The following is a 23,854-nucleotide window of genomic DNA, read 5'->3' on the forward strand; positions in this document are numbered from 1 at the left end:
CTCTTACCCCATGCGCACCGGACTTTTCACTTGCCCGGTCCGGCAGTTGCCAGCCGTTTGGCTAAAAACGCATCAATTGCCTGCGCCATCGATCCAACCGTCCGGTTCCGCCAGTTTTCCGATACCAGATGCTCAAGGTCGCCCTTGTTCGAGACATAGCCGAGCTCGACCAGGACCGAGGGCACATCCGGGGCCTTGAGGACCCGGAAGCCGGCCGATTTCAGCGGATGCTTGTGCATCCGCACCGTATTCTTCATTTCGCCCATTAGTGTCCGCGCGAAGCGGTTTGAAAAGGTCTTGGTCTCCCGCTGCACCAGGTCGATCAGGATATCGGCGACCTCGGTCGGCTCGTCCGTGAGATTAACACCGGCGATCGCGTCCGACTTGTTTTCGGCATCTGCCAATCGTTCGGCATCGGAGTCGGTGGCCTTGTCGGACAGCGTGTAGATAGTGGCGCCCCGGGCGTCGCCTTCGCCGCGCGGCAAGGCATCGGCATGGATCGAAATGAACAGTGCGGCAGCTTCGCTGCGTGCGACCTTCACGCGATCGGCGAGCGCAACGAACGTATCGTCCGTCCGGGTCATGACAACGCGATACTTGCCCGATTTCTCGATCCGGTCGCGTAGCGCCAGGCCAAAGCTCAGCACTAAATTCTTTTCCATGACGTCGGCACCGCCGGCCTGGGTGCCGTTATCGACGCCGCCATGACCGGGATCGATCACGATCACCGGCCGCTTGTCGGGCGCTTGCGGCGGCTTGTCGGGCGCCTGCGGCGGCTTGGCCGCAGCCGACGAATCCGCCCGCGCGACGGCGGCGTTGGCCTCGGCGATCGCGGGCCGCAGTTCGGGCCGGCTTTCGGGCGCCAGAGACTGAACAAAGTTGGTGCGGTCCACCTCTTCGAGTTCAAGCACCAGCCGCGGCGGCTGCCCGTTGGCCGCCTCCAGGACGTAGGATTTGGCGATCTTGGCCGGCCCGGTCAGGTCGAACACGATCCGCGATCCGCCCGGCATGATGAGACCGTAGCGGAACGCCTTGACCAGCCCCCGCCCCGCGACTCCGATCCCCGCAGGAAGCTGGAAACTTATCTGCGGAAGGTCGACGATCACGCGATAGGGATCTGCCAGCGTGAAGGCGCGAAACTGGACTGCCTTGTCGAGATCGAGCACAAAACGGGTCTGTTTGGCATCGCCAGCCAGGCGAGCGTCAGACGCGACGGGGAAATTCGATACTGCCGCCGGGCTGGGGATGGCGGCTTGAGTAGCCGGTCCTTGATAAACCGGTGCTTGGGCCATGCTGGGGCTGACCAGCTGGGTGCATAGCAATGCTGCGGCGCACAACAGGCCGTGTCCCAGCAAAACAAGGTGATTTGCGCGGCTCGCCAACGATTCGGTGCCTCCGGAGGAGCCTTCCCTTACCGCATTAGGACCACAGGGTTAATTGGACCTTAAGGCCAGATCGGCGAAAAGCAGCGAGTGTTGCCGCACTGCGACGGTTCCATGATGCTTCCCTTGCACGCAGCCCCCAATCCACGTATGTACGAAGTGCTGACGGCTAATACTCCCGGTTGTGTCGCGTTCAGCCTCCCGGTGCAGCGCCGGAACCTTCGAAGCCGGAGGAACCTGCGTCTTTCCCGACCCCTCCACGGCCAGCGCCGCGCGCGGCTGACACGGAGAGCGGCGGTTTCGAGCCCGAGCGGCGTCCGATCCCAGGTCCTTTCCAGGGACGGTTTGAGACACGGCAAAACTGATTATCCGGACCAAAAACGGTCCGATATGCGATGGCCGGCGGGCGTTTAGGCGCCGAACCGGGCCTTCAGCGATAAATACGGCGGTATCCTTTTCCGCCAACATGTTCAGACGGGCCGACGCATGATGCGCCAGACTGTATTGCCGACCAAGATCCACGGAACGATCGCGCCGACGCGAGGCGAAAGCTTCGCACGTCGCATCGCTCTGGTGGGCCCCCGTTCGGCGCGGCGCCAAGAAGTGCGTTTTGGCCTTCCCCTCACCCCCGAATCAGGTGGACCGTCGCGTCACCGGGCCGCGCAATTTGCGCGCGCCATGCACCGCGCCCGCCGCCGTCAAGAGTTCCAAAATGCCCAACAAGATGTTGATCGACGCCACCCACCCGGAAGAGACCCGGGTCGTTGTGGTCCGTGGCAACCGCGTCGAAGAATTTGATTTCGAGACCGCCCAGCGCAAGCAGCTCCGCGGTAATATCTATCTGGCCAAAGTCACGCGCGTTGAACCGTCGCTGCAGGCGGCGTTCATCGAGTATGGCGGTAACCGCCACGGCTTCCTGGCCTTCAGCGAAATCCACCCGGACTATTATCAAATCCCGGTTGCCGACCGTCAGGCGCTGATCGAAGCCGACGAGCGTGCCCACCGCGAGGCCGAGGAAGAGAGCGAGAACCGCTCCAGCCACCGCCGCCGCTCGCGCCACCGCAATGCGCGACGCCGCGGCCATGGTGATCGTGTCCAAAGCGACGTCATCGAGAGCGCCGGCCAGGATCCCGCGCAGGCAGCCCAGCCCTATGAGGGCCAGGAGCTTGAACAAGGGCATGAGCACGAGGGCATGTATGCCGGCGAAGCGCATCCGCACGAGGCCGAACATCATGAGGATGATGCCGGGCATCATGACGATACGGCCCAACACGACACCGCCCAACATGACCAAGAATCGCATGACCACCAAGCGCATGGTCACGATCCCGACCATCCGCACGATCAAGCCGATCACGAGGCGCCCGCGCCTCACGAATCGGCGGAGGCCTCAAGCGAAGCGCCGGTCGTTCAACTAGAACCCGGCACAGTTGCCGCGGCGCCAGCCGAGACAGCCGCCGTCGAAGCAACGGCTGAGCACGCGCATGATGAGCGTCATGACGAGGAACAGGCGCGCGAAAACGCTGCCCATGCCGACGATGCGCCGCATATCGAGCACGCCGGTGAAGGGTACGCCGCAGCTTCTACGGACGAACTCGCCCCGGCTACCGAAGGCGATGACGGCCACGACGATGAGGACGATGCCGACGACGCCGAGGAGGAAGTCGTCGAATCCGTCGGGGGCGACGACGTCCTGGAAGAAGTTCCGGAACGCCCGTTCCGCCCGCGCCGCCAGTACAAGATTCAGGAAGTCATCAAGCGCCGCCAGGTGATGCTAGTTCAGGTCGTCAAGGAAGAGCGCGGCAACAAGGGCGCGGCGCTCACGACCTACCTGTCGCTCGCCGGCCGCTATGCGGTCCTGATGCCCAACACCGCCCGCGGCGGCGGCATCAGCCGCAAGATCACCTCGGCCCAGGACCGCTCGCGACTGAAGGAAGTGGTGCAGGATCTCGACGTGCCGGAAGGCATGGGGATCATCCTGCGCACCGCCGGCGCCTCGCGGACCAAGCCCGAGATCAAGCGCGACTTCGAATACCTGATCCGCATGTGGGAAACCGTGCGCGACATGACGCTGAAGTCGCAGGCCCCCACCCTCGTCTACGAGGAAGGCTCGCTGATCAAGCGCTCGCTGCGCGACCTCTACAACAAGGAGATCGACGAAATCCAGGTCGCCGGCGAAGCCGGCTACCAGGAAGCCCGCGACTTCATGAAGATGCTGATGCCCTCGAACGTGCGGGCGGTGAAGCAATATCGCGACGGTCAGCCGCTGTTCTCACGGATGGGCGTCGAGAGCCAGTTGGACGCGATGTTCTCGCCGACCGTCCAGCTCCGTTCCGGCGGCTACATCGTCATCAACCAGACCGAGGCGCTGGTCTCGATCGACGTCAACTCCGGCCGCTCGACCCGCGAACATCACATCGAGGACACCGCGCTCAAGACCAATCTGGAGGCGGCCGAGGAAGTCGCCCGGCAACTGCGTTTGCGCGATCTCGCCGGCCTGATCGTCATCGACTTCATCGACATGGACGAGAAGCGCAACAACCGCGCGGTCGAGCGAAAACTCTCAGACTGCCTGCGGCAGGATCGCGCGCGCATCCAGGTCGGACGGATCTCGCATTTCGGCCTGCTGGAAATGTCGCGCCAACGCATCCGCGCCAGCGTGCTGGAGAGTTCGACCGAGCCGTGCGCGCAATGCGGCGGCAGCGGCCATGTGCGCTCGGTCTCGTCGGTCGCGCTGCAGTTGCTGCGCGGCATCGAGGAAATCCTGATGAAGGGCGCGACCCACAATCTGGTGGTGCGCACCCGCACCGACGTCGCGCTCTATGTGCTGAACCACAAGCGCGGCCATCTGCGCGATCTCGAAAACGCCTTCAAGGTTTCGCTGGCCGTCGTCGCCGACGCCACCGTGAGCGGCCAGCAGTCGTATATCATCGACCGCGGCGAGCAGGTGCACACGCTGGAAGCCGCCAAGGCGCTGCTCGCGGCACAGGCTGCCGCCTTCCTGCCGCAGGTCGAGGAAGCCTATGACGACGACGAGGCGTTCGACATCGAAACCGAATCCGAGGTCGAAACCGAGGAGACCGAGGGCTTGACCGACGATGCCGCCGAAGCGGCGGCGGGCGAAGGCGAAGGAGACGGCCACCGCCGCAAGCGGCGCCGACGCCGGCGCGGCCGCGGCGAGCCGCGTGACGGCGGCGTCCCGCGCGAGGACGCTGACACGATCCGCGTCGCGGGCGAGGCCGTCGAAGACGCGACCGCCGAGGACGGCGGCGAAGCCGACGAGGACGAAGGCGACGAACAGCCCGGCATGGTCCGCGGCGATCAGCCTGCCAATGGCGAACGACGCCCGCGCCGCCGCGGCCGCCGCGGCGGTCGCCGCCGACGTGGCACCGGGCTGGAAGACGGTCTTGCCGGATCGATCGCGGATGAACTCAGGCCGTCCCCGGCTCCGGAAGTCGCCGGCGCGGTCGCCGATTTCGAGGGCAGCACGTCCGAACCCGCGCCATCGCTGGTGCAGGCCGACGTTCAGCCCGAACCATTCTCGCAGCCGGCGGAGATACAATCTCCGGCCTACGTCCAGCCCGAGCCGGTTGCGAGCGCGCCAGCGCCAGCCGCTGAAGAAAGCGGGCAAGAGGCCGAGCGGGCCGCTGCGCGGCGGCGTTCGACCGTGCGCGAGAAGGTCAGCTTCATGGCCAGCGCTCCGGCCGAGCCGGCGCCCTCCATCAGCGAGAGCACGCCAGAGCCGGTCGCGCCTCCCGCGCCCGCTCAGGCCGAACCTGCACCGGCGGAATCGGGCGAGCCCGCACCACGCAAGGCAGGCTGGTGGTCGCGGCGTTTCGGCAGCGGCGAGTAAGGAATCGAACCCAAAAGAAAACCGCCCGGCGAAAACCGGGCGGTTTTTTTGCGTCGAGCTGATCGCTAGCCCGTCGTGATCGCGGTCTCCACGTCGGACGGATCAACCTGCTTGTTCAGATTCGCGTGCAGCTTGTCCTTGTCAAGTTCGCCTTCCCACCACGACACCACGACACAGGCAACGCCGTTGCCGCACAGATTGGTCAGCGCGCGGCACTCGCTCATGAACTTGTCAATGCCCAGAACGATGGCCATACCAGGCACCAGACGTGGATCGACCACGGCGAGCGTCGCAGCCAGCGTGATGAAGCCGGCGCCGGTAATGCCGGACGCGCCCTTCGAGGTCAGCATCGCGACCAGGAGGATGGTCAGTTGCTGGCCGAAGGTGAGATCGAAGCCCAGCGCCTGTGCGATGAACAGCGTTGCCAGCGTCATGTAGATATTGGTGCCGTCGAGGTTGAAAGAGTACCCGGTCGGCACCACGAGGCCGACGACCGATTTGGAGCAGCCGAGCCGCTCGAGCTTTTCCATCAAGGACGGCAGCGCGCTTTCCGAGGACGATGTGCCGAGCACGATCAAAAGCTCGTCCTTGATGTAGGCCAGGAACTTGAAGATCGAGAAGCCCACCATCCGCGCGATCACGCCGAGCACCACGAACACGAACAGCGCGGCGGTGACATAGAAGGTCGCAATCAGCCCGACGAGGTTCAGGATCGCGCCGGTTCCGAACTTGCCGATCGTGAACGCCATCGCGCCGAACGCGCCGATCGGTGCTGCCTTCATCACGATGGCAATCACGCCGAACACGGCATGCGCCGCATCGTCGATGAAAGCACGGATCGTGTGGCCGCGCTCGCCGAGGCCCATCAGCGCAAAGCCGAACAGGATCGAGAATAGAAGGACCTGGAGGATTTCGCCCTGCGCGAAGGCGCCGACGACGGTGTCGGGAATGATGTGCAGGAAGAAATCGACCGTCTTCTGCGCCTCGGCCTGCTTGGCGTAGCCGGCGACGGCTTGCGCATTCGCCATGCCGCCGCCGAAACCCGCGCCCGGCTTGACCAGATTGCCGACCAAGAGGCCTAACACCAGCGCGAAGGTGGAGACGACCTCGAAATAAACCAGCGCCTTGACGCCGATCCGGCCGACCTTCTTGGCATCTTGTATGTGCGCTATGCCGGATACCACGGTGCAGAAGATGATCGGCGCGATCACCATCTTGATCAGCTTGATGAAGCCGTCGCCGAGCGCCTTGATCCAGTCGTTGGTCGCCAGCACAGGCCACAGCCAGCCAAACAGCGCACCGAGCACGATCGCAATCAAGACCTGAACGTAAAGAACTCGGTACCAGGGCTTTGCTGCGCTCGCGGGCGCTTCGGTCGCAATCGTTGCCGCCATGACGCTTACTCCCCTCAGAGGCGCGGACCGGTCGCATGCGCCAATCCGTCGCACACAGCCAAAGCCCTTTAAAGAAGAATATTTTTCCCGATCGGCGCGCGCGCGGTGGAACGAAAACGCGGGTGGCTGCCCGTTCGAGTGTGAGCCCATAATTCCAGAGGCGGGGGCGAACGTGCTGTTGGCGGCTGTGTTCGTCCGGTTTGGAGCAAAACATCTCGGCATACGTTAGCTGCGGAGCCTGATACCGCGAGGTCGCCATGCTGCCGCGCGTGTTGGTGACGATAACGATCGCCGTCCTCCTGTTCTCCCCTGCGGCGGCGCAAGAGCCGCGCGCGCTGCTCGACCTGCCGCAGCTTGCTCCTTGCAGCTCAACATCACATCCGCGCCTGCCAGAGAAATGGCGGGGTACTTATCTGATGGCGCCCTTCACCAAGGCGCAGCTCGTGCTGGCCGAAATCGTCTTCGACGCCGCGCTTTCCGCGATGCGAGTTAGGCTTCATGGTGTCAGGCGCGGGTCGCTCGATTTGTTTGTTGCCGGCAACCGGACGTATGTCCTCGAGTCGGATGGCTCCACGATCAAGGAGTGCCGCGCTTTAGGCGATACCGGCTGGCGGCCGCTTCCGACAGACTGGCTTGCGCCGCAGTCGCAATGCACGGGCTCAGCGCCAATCGGCGAGACGCCGGTCGAGTGGTGGAAAACAGCGATCGCTCCAGAGCCTGCAAGCTATTGGCTCTGGTTCAAGACATCGGATCAAACGCCGTTTCGTCTCGTCTTCCCATTTGCAAGCGATCGGCTTCCACCACTCAGCGGATATGCGCTCAGCTATCAGGTTCGATTCGATACACTGGACGAAACAGGTCTTGCCGGGATCGATGCCGCCTGCCGACAGGCCAAGCCGGCAATGACCGGAAATCCGGTGCGCACGCTGCATGGCCTGATCGGCAAAATATCGCAATCGCGCCAGCTTGCGCAGAGCGAGATCAACCAGATCATGCCCGAACTTCAGGCAGATTGTCCTGCGGTCCCATTTTCCGAGTGGCCCGAGAGGCTCGCGATCACAGGCGTGATGACCCCTTTCGATTCCGATGAAAACCCGTACCCCGCCGAAGTGCTGTATGACTGGACCGTGCCGGCACAACGCACCCGCACGTTCGGGGGACCGGAAGCCGGGATCACGGCTCAGGACTCACTGCTTCTGGACCCGCACGGTTACACAATGACGCATTATCGTGACCGGCCACTGGTCTGCAGGCCGGTCTTGCCCGGCACCATCCGTCCCGGTTGGGCCGCCCGCGCTCCCTGCGAGTGCGCAGCGACGATCAACGGCACGACCTCCCTGTCGCCCTACGGAACGGCGCGAATTTTGGTGTGTCCACTCGCAAGTCCGCGCGTCGCGTGGGCCTGGTACGCCCTCTCGGGGAGACCCACCGTGTTCATGGTGACTTCATTACGAGGCGATGAAGGAAAACGCCTCTTCGCGGTGCTCGACTATCACGCGTGGCTTCCTGACCATTCGTTCTCGCGCTCCGTATTTGGCAAGCCGCCGCAATGTGCAATTGCTTCGCATTCGCGGACCACTCGATCGCCGTTGAGACGCTGCTCCACATGCCATCTTGGTCCCGCGTACTCACGTTGACCTGCAGGAACGCGGACAGCATTCGCGCGTTCGCTTTTGGGGTGAGTATCACTGCAGATGGAGGAGCAGATGAGAAAGCTGACATTGATCCTTGCTGCCGCCGGCTGTGTCGGCCTTGCGGCGCCCGCGGTCGCTATCGAGAGGCCGCTCGCCGGGCAGAGCGGACCGCAAGTCTTAAGCACGGACCTGAACGGAACAAGCGCCATCGGTGAATTTTCTGCACAGAAGAAGAAGGCGAAGAAAAAATCGACGACCGACCGCAGCTCTTGGGGCAAATAGGCTGATCCGTCGGCTCTCGCGCTCTTCTTGAGATGACTTCAGATCTATCGCCGTGGCTGGCGGTAGGGGAAAGGCCATGACGTTCGTCGCCGAGATCGGCGCAGGTCTGTGATCGGCTTAATTGGCACGTACCCGGTTATGTTCACCTCAACGTGCGATCTGTTATGCCCTCGCGCGGGCACGGAGGCGCAGTCAGCGGCGAAAGCGAAACGTCTACATGGTGGCTTCGTCGAAGCGTCACGAGGTCGTGCTGCTTAGTTTGAAGCCAGCTAGGAACGTGCTCGGCGCTCTCACGTTGTGCGCATCAAGCATCGCACTGGTGCCGAGGTCGCGCCCGATAGCGTCCTTATAGCGGTGAAGAGCGGCGCGGCCCCCAATCAGAACAGAGGAGGGTTACGCCATGAAGTCGTTGCGTATTTCGCGCCGGCAATCGATCGCCGGCCTATCAGTCGCTGGCCTTGCGGGATTGCTCATTCCGCACGCCTACGCCCAGCAGAAGCGAGAGACGACCGGCGTTGGAATCGGCCCGAAGGGCGCCGCTATCGACGACGAGGACATCTTCACCTTCGCCCTTAATCTCGAATACATGGAAGCCGAGTTCTATCTGCGCGCCACCACCGGCAAGGGTATCAGCGACACCGATGCCGGGATGGACGCAGCTCGGGTGGTGGGTGGACACGAGGCCCAATTCAAGGACAAGGCGATCCGCGAGTTCATCGAGGAGACGGCGGAAAACGAACTGGCCCACGTTCGCTTCTACCGCAAGACACTTGGCAGAAACGCCATTTCGAGACCGGCGATCGACTTCGACGCGGGCTTCAAGGCCGCCGCCCAGGCTGCCGGACTGCCTGCCGATTTCGATCCGTTTGCCGACGACATGTCTGTCCTGCTCGGCGGCATGCTGTTCGAGGACGTCGGGGTGACCGCGTATGCCGGTGCGGCGCCGCTGCTCAAGAAAAAGGAATTCGTGCAGGCGGCGGCCGGGATCCTTGCCGTTGAGGCCTACCACATGGGAATGGCACGCTCCCAGCTTTACATGATGGGCGAGAAGGCGTGGGAAGCCGCCAACGCAATTTCGGACGCGCGGGATAAAATTGACGGGACGCCTGAAAAGGAAGACGAGGGAATCAGGCTCGACGGCAAAGCCAACTTCGTGCCTTCAAACGCCGACGCGATTGCCTTCCACCGCACGCCGCAGGAGGTTCTGCATATCGTCTACCTGACGGAAAAGGCCGGCGTCAGTAAAGGCGGATTCTACCCGAACGGAATGAACGGAGAACTCAGGAGCACCTGATGCTCCCGGGTTTGCACATGCGCGGATCGGCCGTCGCAAGGCGGCCGATCTCGTCGCGATCCGGCGACTTAATCCGAAATTGACTAGCTCAAACCCGAGCCCTGCCCGAGCCAGCGCGCGATGCGTGTCACCGCTTCACGCATCTCGTCGGCCGAGCGCGCGTAGGAAAAGCGAATGAAGCTGCGGCCGTGGATCGGATCGAAATCGACGCCCGGCGTCGCCGCCACATGCGCCTTCTCCAGCATGCGGCCGGCAAATTCGAAACTGTCGGATGTGAAGTCCGAAACATCGGCGTAGAGATAGAAGGCGCCATCCGCCGGCAGGAACTTGGTGAGACCGGCCTTCGGCAGTCCCTCGATCAGGATGCGGCGGTTCTCCTGGTAGCCGCGCTTGATCGCCTCCATCTCCTCGCGTCCTTCGAATGCTGCTTCGGCCGCGATCTGCGATAGCGTCGGCACCGAGATCGACAGGTTCTGCTGCAGCCGTTCGATCGGCCGCACCAGCGGCTCCGGAACCACCATCCAGCCGACCCGCCAGCCGGTCATGCAGAAATATTTCGAGAACGAGTTGATCACCAGCGCATGCGGCGAAAGCTCCGCCGCCGTCACCGCCGGAAACGCATAGTCGAGACCATGATAGATCTCGTCCGAAATGAAGCGGATGCCCGCGCCTTCCGCCGCATTGATCAGGCCGGTGAGCGCCTCGCGCGACATCATCGTTCCCGTCGGATTGGCGGGGCTGCCGACCAGCACGCCCTTCAGCGGCGCCTTGCGATGCGCGGCCAACAAAGCCTCTCCGGTCAGCGCATGACGCGCCGCGCTCGATGTCTCGATCAGCACCGGCTCGCAGCCGAGCGCGGTCAGGATATGCCGGTATGGCGGATACCCCGGCACCGTGACCGCCACGCGGTCGCCCGGTTCGAACATCGACAGAAACGCCAGAATGAATCCGCCGGACGAGCCGGTCGTGATCACGATGCGTTCGGGATGGACGGTACAGCCGTAAGTATCACGGTAATGTCTGGCGATTCGCGCGCGCAGCGTGGGCATGCCGAGCGCGGACGTGTAATCGATCCGCGCCGCATCGAGCGCGGCGTGCGCGGCCGCGATCGCGACCTTCGGCGCCGGCGCCGCCGGCTGCCCCACTTCCATGTGAATGACATGGCCGCCGGCCGCCTCGATGCGGGCTGCGGCCGCCATCACGTCCATCACCATGAAAGGCGGAACGTCGCTCCGTCCCGAGGGCGTCAGCAGGTCCTTCACACGGTCTCTAAGTGTCGATTCCAGCATCGATATCTGCTATCTGCACGGGCGCTGCCCGAATTCAGGTCCCTGAACCGGTTACCGCCCCAGACTGGCCGTATTCGGTGGCTTGTTATAGCGTTTTCAAGCGAAGTGATACCGGCTCGGGTGAAGAAAACACGTTGAAACAACAAACTGGGACCCGTCTCTGATCTAATCAGAAACCGAACCGGCCTCCGGGCATACCACCAATCGCCAAAGACTGCTCATGCTGCTCCGCACCGCCTTACGCAAGAAATTATTGAAGCTGACCGCGCTGACGACAGCCGTCGCGCTTGCCGTGTCGCCCATGGCGGCGATGGCGCAAGAGAACAGGGGGCCGCCGGTGCTCCGCGACACCGAGACGGAACAATTGCTGCGCGAATACACCCGGCCGATCCTGCGCGCCGCCGGTCTGGAAAAACAGAACATCCAGATGGTGATCATCAACCAAGGCGTCTTCAACGCCTTCGTTGCCGATGGCCGCCGCATCTTCGTGAACTACGGTGCGATCATGCAGTCGGAAACGCCGAACCAGATCATCGGCGTCATGGCGCATGAAACCGGCCACCTTGCCGGCGGTCATCTCGCCAAGATGCGCGAGCAGATGGCGCAAGCCCAGACGCAGATGATCATCGCCATGCTGCTTGGCGCCGGCGCGATGGTGGCTGGCGCGCAAGGCGGCAGCAACAGTGGTTTGGCCAACGCCGGCGCGGCAATGTTCTCAGCTCCCGGAGAAATCATCCGCCGCAACCTCCTCTCTTACGTGCGCCAGCAGGAGGAAAACGCCGACAAGGCCGGCGTGAAATTTCTGACCGCCACCGGCCAGTCCGCGAAGGGCATGTACGAGACCTTCAAGCGATTCACCGACGAGAGCCTGTTCGCCGGGCGCGGCACCGATCCCTACGTCCAGTCGCACCCGATGCCGTCTCAGCGCGTCGCCGCGCTGGAAGAGCTGGCAAGGTCGAGCCCTTATTGGGACAAGAAGGACGACCCTGCCCTGCAGCTTCGCCACGACATGGTGCGCGCCAAGATCTCGGCCTTCATGGAGCGGCAGGACACCGTGTACCGACGCTATCCGTTGTCCAACAACAGCCTGCCTGCGCGCTACGCGCATGCTATCGCAACTTATCGGCACGGCGACCTGCGCAGCGCGCTCGCGCAGATCGACGCCCTGATTCAGCAGCAGCCCAACAACCCCTATTTCCACGAAGTGCGCGGCCAGGCGCTGCTTGAGGGCGGCAAGCCGCAGGAGGCGATTGCGCCGCTGCGCAAGGCCGCAGCGCTCTCCAACAACTCCCCGCTCATCGAGATGCTGCTTGGGCAGGCCCTCGTGGCAACCGGTAACAACGCCTACACCGACGAGGCGATTGCGATCCTGCGTGCGGCGGTAGCGCGAGAGAGCGAGGCGCCGCTCGGCTACATGCAGCTTGCGATGGCCTATGGCCGAAAAGGAGATTACGCGCAGGCCGATCTGGCATCGGCCCAGGCCGCCTACCTTCGCGGCGACAGCAAGACCGCGCGTGATCTTGCGTCCCGGGCGAAAACGCGCTTTCAAATCGGGACGCCGGGATGGGTCAAGGCTGACGACATTGTGAGCGCCAAGCCGTTGCCGGGCCAGAAGAGCAACTAGAAATAAACTGCATTCAGCTATAATCGGACTTGATCACCAAGGATTTGGTCCCAAGGACCAAGATATTCTCGAGGAGCCGGCCTTCAGCAGAATTGCCCGGGAACTCGCCGCATAAGGATTAACCGATGCCCTCGTTCCGCCGTCTCATCCCCGCATTGTTCGCTTTGGCGCTTTGCGGCGCACCGCAGTCCGCTTCCGCGCAGAGCTTCACCGACGCCCAGCGCGGTGACATCGAGGCCATCGTCCGGAATTACCTGATCGCGCATCCCGAAGTGCTCGAAGAGGCGATGACCGAACTTAGCAAGCGTCAGGCCGCGGCGGAATCCGCCAAGCATGAAGCAGGTGTCGCCAACAATGCGGATGCGATCTTCAACTCGCCGCGCAACGTCACGGTCGGCAACAAGGATGGCGACGTCACCTTCGTCGAATTCTTCGATTACAATTGCGGTTATTGCAAGCGTGCGATGATGGACATGATGGAGCTGATGAAGAGCGATCCCAAGCTCAAGGTCGTGCTGAAGGAGTTTCCCGTACTGAGCGCGGGCTCGGTCGAAGCGGCCCAGGTCGGCGTCGCCGTGCGCATGCAGGATCCGTCCGGCAAGAAATATCTCGACTTCCACCAGAAGCTGCTCACCGGCCGCGGCGCCGCCGACAAGGCGCGCGCGATGGCCGTTGCCAAGGAAGTCGGCCTCGACATGGCGAAGCTGGAGAAGGATCTCTCGAGCGCGGAGGTGCGCGGCACGCTCGAAGAAAACTTCAAGCTCGCCGAAGCGATGGGCATGAACGGCACGCCGAGCTACGTGATCGGCAAGCAGGTCGTGATCGGTGCGGTCGGCGTCGAGAGCCTGCGGGAAAAGATAAGCAACGCCCGTTGCGGCAAGGCGACGTGCTGAGGCGACACTTGCTTCGCGCATGAAGTGAAAAAGGCCGGCTCGACAGCCGGCCTTTTTCGTTGCGGCATTCTGCGGCGTCGCGGTTCATCCCGCGTTCACAAAACAAAGACGGCGGAACCGCCAACTATCAGGAACATCAGGCAATTCCTTTCGTTGTTGGCGCGGGCAACGCAGAAACGTGAGGAGACATTCAATGAGTAATCGCTTTCTGATGACGGTCGCCGCGGCCGCCCTGATCGCCGGAACCGGCTTTGCGAATGCGCAAGGCACCGGCATGGGACGTGGTGACGCAGGGTCGGCCGGTGGTTCTGCGGCGCAGCAGGGCGCGCCTTCTGAGCGGGGCGGTGCTGCTTCTGAGCGGGGCGGTGCCGGCACTACGCAGCAGCGCGAACCCGGCGGCACGACCGGCATGAAGGGCGCAGAGTCCGAACAGAAGTCGAAGGGCGGTGAAAAGGCCCAGCGCAGCGAAGACCGCAAGGGCGGCAAGGACATGAAGGCCGAGGGCAAAGAGGACCGCGGCACCATGAAGGGCGACAAGGGCCAGACGACCGGCCAAGGCACCGCCCCAGAAAAGATGCAGCGTGATCAGGGCACGACCCAGCGTGACCGTGACAAGACTACGACCCAGGGCCGTGAGCAAATGCAGCGTGACCAGAAGGTCCAGGGCCAGCAGGAACGCGACCGCACGCAGACCCAGACCCAGGGCGGAGCCGCGGGCGAAACGACCACAACAGGTCAGGCCGGCGCGGGCGCCAAGCTCTCGACCGAGCAGCGCACCCAGATCACCACCGCGATCAAGGAGACACGCGTTCAGCCGGTGACGAACGTGAACTTCTCGGTTTCGGTCGGCACCCGCGTACCGCGCGACGTGACCTTCCACACGCTGCCGGAGCGCGTTGTGACGATCTATCCGGAATGGCGCAGGTATAAGTACATCCTCGTCAAGGAGCAGATCGTGATCGTGGATCCGAACACCTACGAGATCGTGGCGATTCTGGAAGCCTGACACGGCACCTCCTGAGTATCGGGGGCGGGCAGCAATGCCCGCCCCCGATTTGGTCGGCCTAGGCTCCACTCAATGAAATACGCGGCTTCGCTTCACTTTTGCAGAAGCAGCCGCACCAGTTCGGCCTGGCGACGTGAGCCCGTCTTGTCAAAGATACTGGACAAATGGCTGCGCGCCGTTCCGACTGTGATGCCTAACCTGTCGGCGGCTGCCTGGCGACCATCACCCTTGACGATCTCAAGCGCGAACGCGGCCTCTGCCTGCGTGAAACCAAACCGTTGACGTAAGTCCTCGGCGCGCGCCTGGATTTCCCCTTCGGGATCGGAGACGAGCACGATCGCGATAGCACGTTGCGAGAAAGTCCAGGGGATGACGGCCTTCGCCGTTTCCTGCTTTACTGGCGTCACGACAACATCAAGCGGCAACCGCTCCGCTCCTCGCGACAGCGCGACGCCGCCGCCAGAGCCGGTTACAGCACTGGCATCACCAGCGCATGACTTGATCAGCCCGCGCAATGTCCGCCCGCCGTCGGCATCGGATGCGGACAAGGCGCCGGCTTCGAGCCGCAGGCCATCGCGATTATCGAGCAGCGCCCGGGCGGCACGATTGACGAACAGCGGCCGCGCCTCCGCATCGACAAGCAGAAAACCCTGCTGCAATCCGTCGAGGCTGGTTAGCGCACGCTCGTTTGCGATCGTCAGATGATACACACGGCGCTGCAGCGCGACCGCGCGAACGAGATGCTGCGCCAGCGCCGCGAACAAACGTTTCTGGCTGCTGTCAAATGGCGACCGATCCAGCAGTCCGTGACTAGCAATGTGCCCGGAGGCCGCGCTATCGGCAAACAGGTTGGTGACCAGGGGATCCGCGCTGAAACCGCCCGGCCGCCACAATTCATTATAGAATGCGGTGTTGGTAAACTCGTCACGCGAGATGACGTCCGCACCGGTAAAGATCTCGCCGGGCCGATGGTTGCCGGTGCACGGCAAGGCCGGAATATTCAGCGTCCAGTCGTCGAAGCTGCGCAAGATATCCGGATCGGTCCGCGGCGCATGCATGCTGACGATGCCGTTCGCCGGGTCGTAAAACCCGAACACCACCTGCGGCCCGCCCACGGCATCGCCAATTCTGTTCAGGACGCCCGGCCAAAGCTGCGCATCGAGCGCGGCATCGTAAATCGATCCGACAAGGTCCAGCACCTTGTCCTCGCCGGATAGTCCACCGCCAGACATTCGCCCTACCTCAAGCCCTGCCCGAACTGTGGCCCAGGTGCCATCCCGGCCGCAAGGCTCGATTATGGGCATCAAGCACGATGTTGCCGCGAAGCCTCACTTCGCAAACATCAGCTCAGAACGCTCCGTTTGGTTCGATGCCTCTGACGTTCGTCAGATGCGGCCCCTGCATGGCTTGGGCCAAGGTCGCGTCATGGCAGACCGAAACAACAGAATCATGCCGTCTGCCGTGGGAGCTTTTTGGATGTTTGATATTCGGCGCGGGACACTGCCAGGGCTAGTGCTAGCCGCCAGCGTTTCAATCGCAGCCGCAACCCTCTGGGCCTTTCCGGCGATGGGCCAGCAATCCCTCGACGGCGGGACGGCTACCGGCGCCAATGCCTACGCTTCCGGCAATAGCGCGGTAGCGACCGGCGATGCCGCGACCGCGATCGGTCAGTTCAGTGTCGCGAACGGCACTCTCGCGACCGCGACCGGCGGGGGCAGCAACGCGACCGGCGACAACGCGACCGCGACGGGCCAGAACGCCAACGCGAACGGCACCGCCGCGACGGCAACGGGCGTCAACAGTTTCGCGAACGGTTCGACCGCGACAGCGACAGGCACGAGCAGCCAGGCGAACGGAATTTTCGCGACCGCGACCGGCTCGGGAAGCACGGCGAACGGCACCGCTGCGACTGCGACCGGAAAATTCAGCACCGCGAACGGCAGCTTCGCGACCGCGACCGGCACGGGAAGCGGCGCGGCCGGCGCCCTGGCGACCGCGACGGGCGCGGACAGCGTCGCGAACGGCGCGCAAGCAACGGCAACCGGCCAGCACAGCATTGCCAACGGCACTACGGCAAGCGCCTACGGCCAGGGCAGTAGGGCTACCGGCGACGGCACCACGGCGATCGGCCAGGCAAGCCAAGCCACTGCCACCGGCGCGACCGCGCTTGGTGCCGGCGCCACCGCGGCGTTCACCAATTCGACCGCTATCGGCAATGGCGCTACGACGACGGCTGTCAACCAGGTCTCGATCGGTACCGCATCGAACACCTACCGGATGTCCGGTATTGCCTCGGCGGCAAGCCTTGCTGCGCAATCCGGCCCGACGTCACTCGTCACCACCGATGCGGCCGGCAATCTCGCTGCGGCAGGTTTCAGCGGCCAGGATATCTCCCTGCTGCAATCCAACGTCGCGACGCTGCAGACGCAAATGCGCCAGGCTTTTGAAGGAACGGCGATTGCCATCGCCATGGGCGGCTCCGCGCTGCCGTCGGACAAGAAATTCGCGATCTCGACAAACTGGGGCACCTTCCGCGGCCAGAATGCCATGAGCCTGGGCGCCCAGATGCGGTTGAGCGAATATGTGGTCGTCAATGGCGGTGTCGCCGCGGGCTTTGCTCAGGGCGGCGTCGGCGGACGGGCCGGCGTGACATTCGCGTGGTGACGGCGAAAACCAGTGCCTGGCGAATCCTCGGTGCTCTCTTGCTGGCAGCGGTCGTGATCGCATGCGGATTCCGCGCGCAGGCGGAGACGCCGGCAGCCCCCAAGCCCGCGCAGATCGATCGCAACGGGGTGATCATCCTGATCCGCTCGACGCTGCTCGCGCTGGATCAGGCCAACAAGACCGGTAACTACACGGTGCTGCGCGACATCGGCGCGCCGGGTTTCCAGACCAACACAGCGGCGCAGCTTGGCGAAATCTTCACCAAGCTCCGCAACGACAACCTCGACCTCTCCGGCGTCGTCGTGATCGAACCGCAGCTCAATCTGCTGCCGCAGATCGAAGCCAACGGCCTGATGCGTATGGCGGGCTTCTTTCCCTCGATGCCGACCCAGGTCAATTTCGACCTGTCGTTCGCGCCGGTGAACGGGCAGTGGCGGCTGTTCGGCATCTCCGTCGGCGTCGGATCGTCCGCACCCGCCGCGCCTGAGCCGCCCTCGTCGCCGATTGCGCAAAGGCCCCCTCCTCCGAACCACGCCAAGCAGGCTGCATCAGCAAAGCCCGCGCCGACTATCAAGCTGACGCCGCCAGAGAACAAGCCGACAGGCAACCAGCAACCTAAGTAGGCCGAGCGCGCGGTTCTATCTGCAATGCAAGGTGCTGCATCTCGGGCAGTACAATTTCCGCAGTGGCCTCGCCGAAAGCCTGCAGGGCCAGAACCGGCGGTAATGTGGGATGATCCGACCGCTCGGTTACGGTGCCGGTTCTCCTAACATTGGTTAACGGAACAGTTTCAGAAGGTTCTGTGCGCCTTTTTATGAACAGGATGAGGCTTTTGAAGGGGGGCCAGAGTGGCCTAAAGGCTTCCCCTTGGGCCCGTTGTTACCTATAACCCCGCGACCTGCCTGCCCCCATTTGCTGGAATCCGGATGGCCCAAGCCTCTGCCGCGACGATCTATGTGCTCAACGGCCCGAACCTCAACATGTTGGGGACGCGCGAGCCGGAGACGTATGGCCATGCGTCGCTGGCCGATGTCGAAAAGCTGTGCGTCGAAACCGCGGCGCAATTCGGTCTTAAGGCCAATTGCCGGCAGTCCAACCGCGAAGGCGAATTGATCGACTTCATTCATGAGGCTCATGCGAAGAAGGCGGCCGGCATCATCATCAACGCCGGCGGCTACTCGCACACCTCGATCGCGTTACATGACGCGTTGGTCGCGGTGAAAATCCCGACGGTCGAAGTTCATATCAGCAATATCCACGCCCGCGAGAGCTTCCGCCACCACTCCTTCACGGCCATGGCCGCCTTCGCGTCGCTCTGCGGCTTCGGCATCGATGGCTATCGGCTCGCAATCAACGGCCTTGCCGCCAAACTCGGCGCCAAGGCCAAAACCTGACTTCAAAACCCGACGTCGACCGACACCAAGCCTGACGCCTAAGCCGTCCACCCACATCGAGAATTCCGGATCAAGAGCATGGCCCGCCAGCCCGAGAACAAGTCAGCGGACAAATCAGCCGCAAATCTGCAGAGCGACGACAGCTCGCTCATTCGCGAACTCGCGCTGTTGCTGGACGAGACCAGCTTGACCGAGATCGAGATCGAGCGCGCCGGTTTGCGGGTGCGGGTCGCGCGCAATATCAGCGTGTCGGCGGCGATGCCGGCAAGCTTCCAGCCGATGCCGGCTGGTGCGGCGGCCGTCGCTTCCGCGGCGGCGGGCGCCGATCTGGCCAAGCATCCGGGCGTGGTCCCCTCGCCGATGGTCGGTACCGCCTATTGGGCGCCTGAGCCCGGCGCCAAGCCGTTTATCGAGGTCGGCACCAAGGTATCGGCCGGCCAGACTCTGCTGATCATCGAAGCGATGAAGACGATGAACCAGATCCCATCGCCGCGCGCGGGCACGGTGACGCAAATTCTCGTCGAGGACGGCCAGCCGGTCGAGTTCGGCGAGCCGCTCGTGATCATTGAATAAAATTCGTCAACGTCAGGCGCTGCGATGTTCGACAAGATTCTGATAGCCAATCGCGGCGAGATCGCGCTCCGCGTCCTGCGCGCGTGCAAGGAACTCGGCATCTCCACCGTCGCGGTGCATTCCACTGCCGACGCGGATGCCATGCATGTGCGGCTCGCCGACGAGAGCGTGTGCATCGGGCCGCCGCCGTCAAAGGACTCTTATCTCAACGTCCCCGCGCTGCTCGCAGCCTGCGAGATCACCGGCGCGGATGCCGTACATCCCGGCTATGGCTTCCTGTCGGAGAATGCACGCTTCGCCGAAATCCTCGCCGACCATAATCTGCATTTCATCGGCCCGAAGGCCGAGCACATCCGCCTGATGGGCGACAAGATCGAAGCCAAGAAGACCGCCAAGAGATTGGGCATCCCGGTGGTGCCCGGCTCCGACGGCGCGGTCACTTCCGATGACGACGCGATGGCGATCGCCAAGGGAATCGGCTTCCCCGTGCTGGTCAAGGCTGCCGCCGGTGGCGGCGGCCGCGGCATGAAGGTCGCACGAACCGCCGACGATCTGATGATGGCGCTGACGACAGCGGGCAATGAAGCCAAGTCGGCGTTCGGCGACGCCTCGGTCTATCTGGAAAAATACCTGCAGAAGCCGCGCCACATCGAGATTCAAATTCTCGGCGACGGCCGCGGCGGTGCGATCCATCTCGGCGAGCGCGATTGCTCGCTGCAGCGCCGCCACCAGAAGGTCTGGGAAGAAGGCCCCTCGCCGGTTCTCGCCGCCGCCGCCCGCGCCAGGATCGGCGAGACCTGCGCAAGAGCGATGCAGGACATGAAATATCTCGGCGTCGGGACCATCGAATTTCTCTATGAGGATGGCGAGTTCTATTTCATCGAGATGAACACCCGCATCCAGGTCGAGCATCCGGTCACCGAGAGCATCACCGACATCGACCTTGTGCTGGAGCAGATTCGCATCGCCGCCGGCGGCGACCTGCCCGCAAAGCAGGAAGAGATCGCCATCATCGGGCATGCCATCGAATGCCGCGTCAATGCGGAAAACCCGCAGACCTTCCGTCCCTCCCCCGGCAAGATCACGCAATTCCACCCGCCCGGCGGGCTCGGCGTGCGGATCGATTCGGCCGTTTATCAGGGCTACGTCATCCCGCCCTATTACGACAGCCTCGTCGGCAAGCTGATCGTGCACGGCAAGACACGCGCCGAATGCCTGATGCGGCTGCGCCGAGCGCTGGACGAGATGGTGGTCGACGGCATCGAAACCACCCTGCCGCTGTTCCGGGCGCTGGTCCGGGAGGCCGACATCATCAATGGCGACTACCATATTCACTGGCTCGAGCACTACCTCGCCGGCCAGCCGGTGGACCGCTAGGGCCTCCCGAGCGACAACCTCCTGAAATATTCGATGGCGCTTGGAACCGACGGGTTCCATCGTACGTTGGGGTGTGGGGGTTCGCAGGGGCGTTTGTTCCGTTTGTCTATGACGCGAGATCACCGTGACCGCTGATGCCCAGCGCAGGCGCGCCGTGGGGCATATCCTGCTGCTTGCGGCGGGACTTTTGGTGTTGACCGCCATCAGCGCCGGTTCGGTCCACCTCGTAAACAACGCGCGCGAGGACGCGCGCGCCGTTCAGCGCACCCTTGAGGTTGAGAACCAGATATCGCTCGTCCAACTGCAGTTGCGGCGTGCCGAAAGCGCACAGCGCGGCTATCTCGCGACATTGCGGCCGGATTTTCAGACCGATTTTGAGCAAGCCATATCCGAGCTGACGCCGGCGTTGACGAAGTTGAGCCAACTTATCACCAACAATCCGGTTCAAAGGAGGCTCATCAACGAAATGATGCCGCTCTACGAGCAGCGGATCCAGGAATTCCGTACGACGAACGAACTGGCCCGGTCGAAGCGCATGAGCGACGCCGCCAAGATCGTGCGCGAGGGCATCGGACGCGACACCATGAAACACATCGACGATCTGGCCGGCCGGATGCGGGCGGAGGAAGATCGTCTGTTTGTCGAGCGTACGACCAACGCGGACCGCAGCCAGACGCTGGCGGCTTCGATCACCGGCATCGGCTCTGGTTTCGTGGTCGTGCTGGCCGGCATCGCGATCTTCATGGTCCGGCGTTCGTCGCACGCACGCGACGAGGCCGACGCCAGGCTGCGCGACAGTCATCTCAACCTCGAGGCCACGATCGACGAGCGTACCGCGGACCTGCGCGAAGCCAATGACGAGATCCAGCGCTTCGCCTACATCGTCAGCCACGATCTGCGCTCGCCGCTGGTGAACATCATGGGCTTCACCAGCGAGCTCGAGGAATTGCGCGGCGACATCTTCAAACGGATCGCAGCGCTGTCCCGCGAGCAGTCCGCCGCATCGCCCGCCCCGGAAAACGCCACCGATACCGCCGAGCCCGTACTCGAGGGCTCCGACAAACAGCTCTCGGAAGACTTCTCCGAGGCACTCAGCTTCATCAAGTCGTCGATCGGCAAGATGGATCGGTTGATATCGGCGATCCTCAGTCTCACCCGCGAGGGGCGGCGCGAGTTCGAGCCAGTCTGGATCGATACCAAGGAGCTGATCGAGGGCATCGTGGCGACCGTGGCGCATCAGGCCGCGGAAGCCCAGGCCGAGATTCGGATTGACGCGTTGCCGAATATCGTCAGCGATCGCCTTGCGTTGGAGCAGATCTTCTCCAATCTGATCGACAATGCGCTCAAATACCTCAAGACAGGCGTCCCTGGCGAAATCACGGTGCGCGGCCGCACCAAGCTCGGCTTTGCGATTTTCGAACTATCGGACAATGGGCGTGGTATCGACCCCAAGGACCATCAGCGCATTTTCGAGTTGTTCCGTCGCGCGGGAACCCAGGACAAGCCGGGACAAGGTATCGGCCTTGCCCATGTTCGCGCCTTGGTGCGTCGCTTGGGAGGAACCATGTCGGTCGCGTCGGAACTTCACCAGGGCAGCACGTTCACGATCACGTTGCCCATTAATTGGTCTGCCAACCGGAACCCACGGCCATGAGTAATGCCATGAGTAATCCAGTCACCATCATCATGATCGAGGACGACGAGGGTCATGCTCGCCTGATCGAGCGGAATATACGCCGGTCCGGTGTCAACAATGAGATAAAGCCGTTCACCAGCGGTACAGCCGCGCTGAACTACCTGCTCGGCGAGGACGGATCGGGCATCGATCACAAGGGCAGCGCGCTCCTGATCCTGCTCGATCTCAATTTGCCCGACACGACCGGCATCGACATTCTGAAGCGGGTCAAGGAAAACAAGTATCTCAAGACCACACCGGTCGTGGTGCTGACCACGACCGACGATTCCCACGAGATCAAGCGCTGTTACGACCTCGGGTGCAACGTCTACATTACCAAGCCCGTGAACTACGAGAGCTTTGCCAACGCCATACGCCAGCTTGGTCTGTTCTTCTCCGTCATTCAGATCCCTCCGGCCGCCATATGAAACCCACTACGCCGACACTGCTGTATATCGACGACGACGCCGGGCTGGCCCGGCTGGTCGACCGCGGCCTGACGCGGGCTGGCTTCAAGGTCGTTCACGCGGCCAGCGGCGAGCAAGGGCTGGCGCGGCTGGCGCAAGGCGGCATCGATGTGGTTGCGCTCGACCAGTACATGCCGGGTCTCGACGGCCTCGAAACGCTGGAACGGATCATGGCGATAGCGGACGCCCCGCCCGTAGTGTTCGTCACGGCCGCGCAGGATTCGGCAATCGCCGTCACGGCGCTGAAGGCCGGTGCCGCCGACTATCTGGTCAAGGACACGCAGGGCGATTTCATTCCGTTGCTGCAGGTCGCGATCGACGGTGCGCTCAGGCAGGCCGAGCTTCAGCGAGCCCGCGATGAGGCCGAAGCCGAGGTTCACGCCTCGCGCGACCGCTATGCGGCGCTCGCCGCCGAACGCGAAGTGCTGCTCCGCGAAGTCAATCACCGCGTCGGCAACTCCTTGCAGATCATTGCCTCGCTGCTGCACTTGCAGGCCAATTCGACGACCCAGGAGGACGTCAAGGCGGCGCTGACCAATGCGATGGGCCGCGTCGCCGCGGTCGCCCAGGTCCATCGCCGTCTCTATACGTCGCACGATCTCAAGAGCGTGTTGCTGAACCAGTATCTCGAAGCCTTGCTGGAGGACCTCCGGCGTTCGGCCGAAGGCAACAGGATGTCGCGGCTGACGCTCAAGGCCGAACCGATCGAGATCGACCCGGACCGCGCGGTGGCCATCGGCATCATCGTCAACGAACTGGTGATGAACGCCGTCAAATACGCCTATCCCGACGGCGCCGGTCCCATTCACGTCGAGCTCAAGCCCGAGGGCGAAGACCTCGTCGTCGCGATCGCGGACGACGGCGTCGGTCTCAACGCCAAGGCCGACCCACGCTCGACCGGCATGGGACAACGCATCGTGAGCGCGATGGCCGCCAAGCTGGACGCCAGTGCCGAGCGTGATCCTGCGCATAACGGCACAAGGATCGTACTGCGCTTCCGTCGCGCCCCGGCGGCGGTGGCGAAGACGACCAACGCAGCGGCGAGCTAGGCGG

19 protein-coding genes are annotated in these 23,854 nt (G+C 63.3%); 15 read left to right on the plus strand and 4 right to left on the minus strand.

The window, feature by feature from the left end:
• Positions 1 to 26: 26 nt before the first annotated feature.
• Positions 27 to 1,382, minus strand: coding sequence for an N-acetylmuramoyl-L-alanine amidase (locus GWE18_RS17580; protein WP_275186948.1), 1,356 nt, complete (start codon positions 1,380 to 1,382; stop codon positions 27 to 29).
• Positions 1,383 to 2,094: 712 nt separating this feature from the next.
• On the opposite strand from GWE18_RS17580, the gene GWE18_RS17585 reads away from it, so the two are divergent.
• Positions 2,095 to 5,235, plus strand: coding sequence for an Rne/Rng family ribonuclease (locus tag GWE18_RS17585; protein ID WP_275186949.1), 3,141 nt, complete (start codon positions 2,095 to 2,097; stop codon positions 5,233 to 5,235).
• A gap of 65 nt (positions 5,236 to 5,300) precedes the next feature.
• Here GWE18_RS17585 and GWE18_RS17590 read toward each other — a convergent pair whose 3' ends face one another.
• The gene (locus GWE18_RS17590) at positions 5,301 to 6,629 is read right to left on the minus strand and encodes a dicarboxylate/amino acid:cation symporter (protein WP_275186950.1); all 1,329 of its coding nucleotides are present in this window, start codon (positions 6,627 to 6,629) and stop codon (positions 5,301 to 5,303) included.
• 257 nt (positions 6,630 to 6,886) lie between these two features.
• Here GWE18_RS17590 and GWE18_RS17595 point away from each other — a divergent pair, with 257 nt between their 5' ends.
• The 3 genes from GWE18_RS17595 (at position 6,887) to GWE18_RS17605 (ending at position 9,839) form a co-directional block, all read left to right on the plus strand.
• Positions 6,887 to 8,266: a hypothetical protein gene (locus GWE18_RS17595; protein ID WP_275186951.1), complete on the plus strand. Its 1,380-nt coding sequence runs from the start codon at positions 6,887 to 6,889 to the stop codon at positions 8,264 to 8,266.
• Between the two features lie 57 nt (positions 8,267 to 8,323).
• Positions 8,324 to 8,545 carry a hypothetical protein gene (locus GWE18_RS17600; protein ID WP_275186952.1) on the plus strand — a complete coding sequence of 74 codons (222 nt, stop codon included), beginning with the start codon at positions 8,324 to 8,326 and terminating at the stop codon, positions 8,543 to 8,545.
• 400 nt (positions 8,546 to 8,945) lie between these two features.
• Positions 8,946 to 9,839: a ferritin-like domain-containing protein gene (locus GWE18_RS17605; protein ID WP_275186953.1), complete on the plus strand. Its 894-nt coding sequence runs from the start codon at positions 8,946 to 8,948 to the stop codon at positions 9,837 to 9,839.
• Positions 9,840 to 9,922: 83 nt separating this feature from the next.
• Here GWE18_RS17605 and GWE18_RS17610 read toward each other — a convergent pair whose 3' ends face one another.
• The gene (locus tag GWE18_RS17610; RefSeq protein ID WP_275186954.1) at positions 9,923 to 11,128 is read right to left on the minus strand and encodes an aminotransferase class I/II-fold pyridoxal phosphate-dependent enzyme; all 1,206 of its coding nucleotides are present in this window, start codon (positions 11,126 to 11,128) and stop codon (positions 9,923 to 9,925) included.
• 220 nt (positions 11,129 to 11,348) lie between these two features.
• Here GWE18_RS17610 and GWE18_RS17615 point away from each other — a divergent pair, with 220 nt between their 5' ends.
• The 3 genes from GWE18_RS17615 (at position 11,349) to GWE18_RS17625 (ending at position 14,651) form a co-directional block, all read left to right on the plus strand.
• Positions 11,349 to 12,752: a M48 family metalloprotease gene (locus GWE18_RS17615; RefSeq protein ID WP_275186955.1), complete on the plus strand. Its 1,404-nt coding sequence runs from the start codon at positions 11,349 to 11,351 to the stop codon at positions 12,750 to 12,752.
• A 125-nt stretch (positions 12,753 to 12,877) separates the two neighbouring features.
• Positions 12,878 to 13,645 (plus strand): DsbA family protein, encoded by a 768-nt coding sequence (locus GWE18_RS17620; protein WP_275186956.1) that lies wholly within the window; start codon positions 12,878 to 12,880, stop codon positions 13,643 to 13,645.
• A gap of 193 nt (positions 13,646 to 13,838) precedes the next feature.
• Positions 13,839 to 14,651, plus strand: coding sequence for a DUF1236 domain-containing protein (locus tag GWE18_RS17625; RefSeq protein ID WP_275186957.1), 813 nt, complete (start codon positions 13,839 to 13,841; stop codon positions 14,649 to 14,651).
• Positions 14,652 to 14,743: 92 nt separating this feature from the next.
• Here GWE18_RS17625 and GWE18_RS17630 read toward each other — a convergent pair whose 3' ends face one another.
• Positions 14,744 to 15,766 carry a helix-turn-helix transcriptional regulator gene (locus tag GWE18_RS17630; protein ID WP_275186958.1) on the minus strand — a complete coding sequence of 341 codons (1,023 nt, stop codon included), beginning with the start codon at positions 15,764 to 15,766 and terminating at the stop codon, positions 14,744 to 14,746.
• 361 nt (positions 15,767 to 16,127) lie between these two features.
• Between GWE18_RS17630 and GWE18_RS17635 the strand changes: the two genes are divergently transcribed.
• From GWE18_RS17635 to GWE18_RS17670, 8 genes are all read left to right on the plus strand, one after another.
• The gene (locus GWE18_RS17635) at positions 16,128 to 17,315 is read left to right on the plus strand and encodes a YadA-like family protein (RefSeq protein WP_275186959.1); all 1,188 of its coding nucleotides are present in this window, start codon (positions 16,128 to 16,130) and stop codon (positions 17,313 to 17,315) included.
• 41 nt (positions 17,316 to 17,356) lie between these two features.
• Positions 17,357 to 17,938 (plus strand): hypothetical protein, encoded by a 582-nt coding sequence (locus tag GWE18_RS17640; protein WP_275187014.1) that lies wholly within the window; start codon positions 17,357 to 17,359, stop codon positions 17,936 to 17,938.
• Positions 17,939 to 18,241: 303 nt separating this feature from the next.
• Positions 18,242 to 18,709, plus strand: coding sequence for a type II 3-dehydroquinate dehydratase (aroQ, locus tag GWE18_RS17645; protein WP_275186960.1), 468 nt, complete (start codon positions 18,242 to 18,244; stop codon positions 18,707 to 18,709).
• A 78-nt stretch (positions 18,710 to 18,787) separates the two neighbouring features.
• Positions 18,788 to 19,282 carry an acetyl-CoA carboxylase biotin carboxyl carrier protein gene (accB, locus tag GWE18_RS17650; RefSeq protein ID WP_275186961.1) on the plus strand — a complete coding sequence of 165 codons (495 nt, stop codon included), beginning with the start codon at positions 18,788 to 18,790 and terminating at the stop codon, positions 19,280 to 19,282.
• A 24-nt stretch (positions 19,283 to 19,306) separates the two neighbouring features.
• Positions 19,307 to 20,659 (plus strand): acetyl-CoA carboxylase biotin carboxylase subunit, encoded by a 1,353-nt coding sequence (gene accC, locus GWE18_RS17655; protein ID WP_275186962.1) that lies wholly within the window; start codon positions 19,307 to 19,309, stop codon positions 20,657 to 20,659.
• Between the two features lie 124 nt (positions 20,660 to 20,783).
• Positions 20,784 to 22,313 carry a CHASE3 domain-containing protein gene (locus GWE18_RS17660; protein WP_275186964.1) on the plus strand — a complete coding sequence of 510 codons (1,530 nt, stop codon included), beginning with the start codon at positions 20,784 to 20,786 and terminating at the stop codon, positions 22,311 to 22,313.
• Positions 22,314 to 22,321: 8 nt separating this feature from the next.
• Positions 22,322 to 22,762, plus strand: coding sequence for a response regulator (locus tag GWE18_RS17665; RefSeq protein WP_275186965.1), 441 nt, complete (start codon positions 22,322 to 22,324; stop codon positions 22,760 to 22,762).
• Complete coding sequence (locus GWE18_RS17670; protein ID WP_275186966.1) at positions 22,759 to 23,850, plus strand: response regulator; 1,092 nt, start codon at positions 22,759 to 22,761, stop codon at positions 23,848 to 23,850. The genes GWE18_RS17665 and GWE18_RS17670 overlap by 4 nt, the downstream gene beginning before the upstream one ends.
• Positions 23,851 to 23,854 lie beyond the last annotated feature (4 nt).

It is taken from the genome of Bradyrhizobium sp. CSA112, from assembly GCF_029051645.1.
Classification (GTDB): Bacteria; Pseudomonadota; Alphaproteobacteria; order Rhizobiales; family Xanthobacteraceae; genus Bradyrhizobium.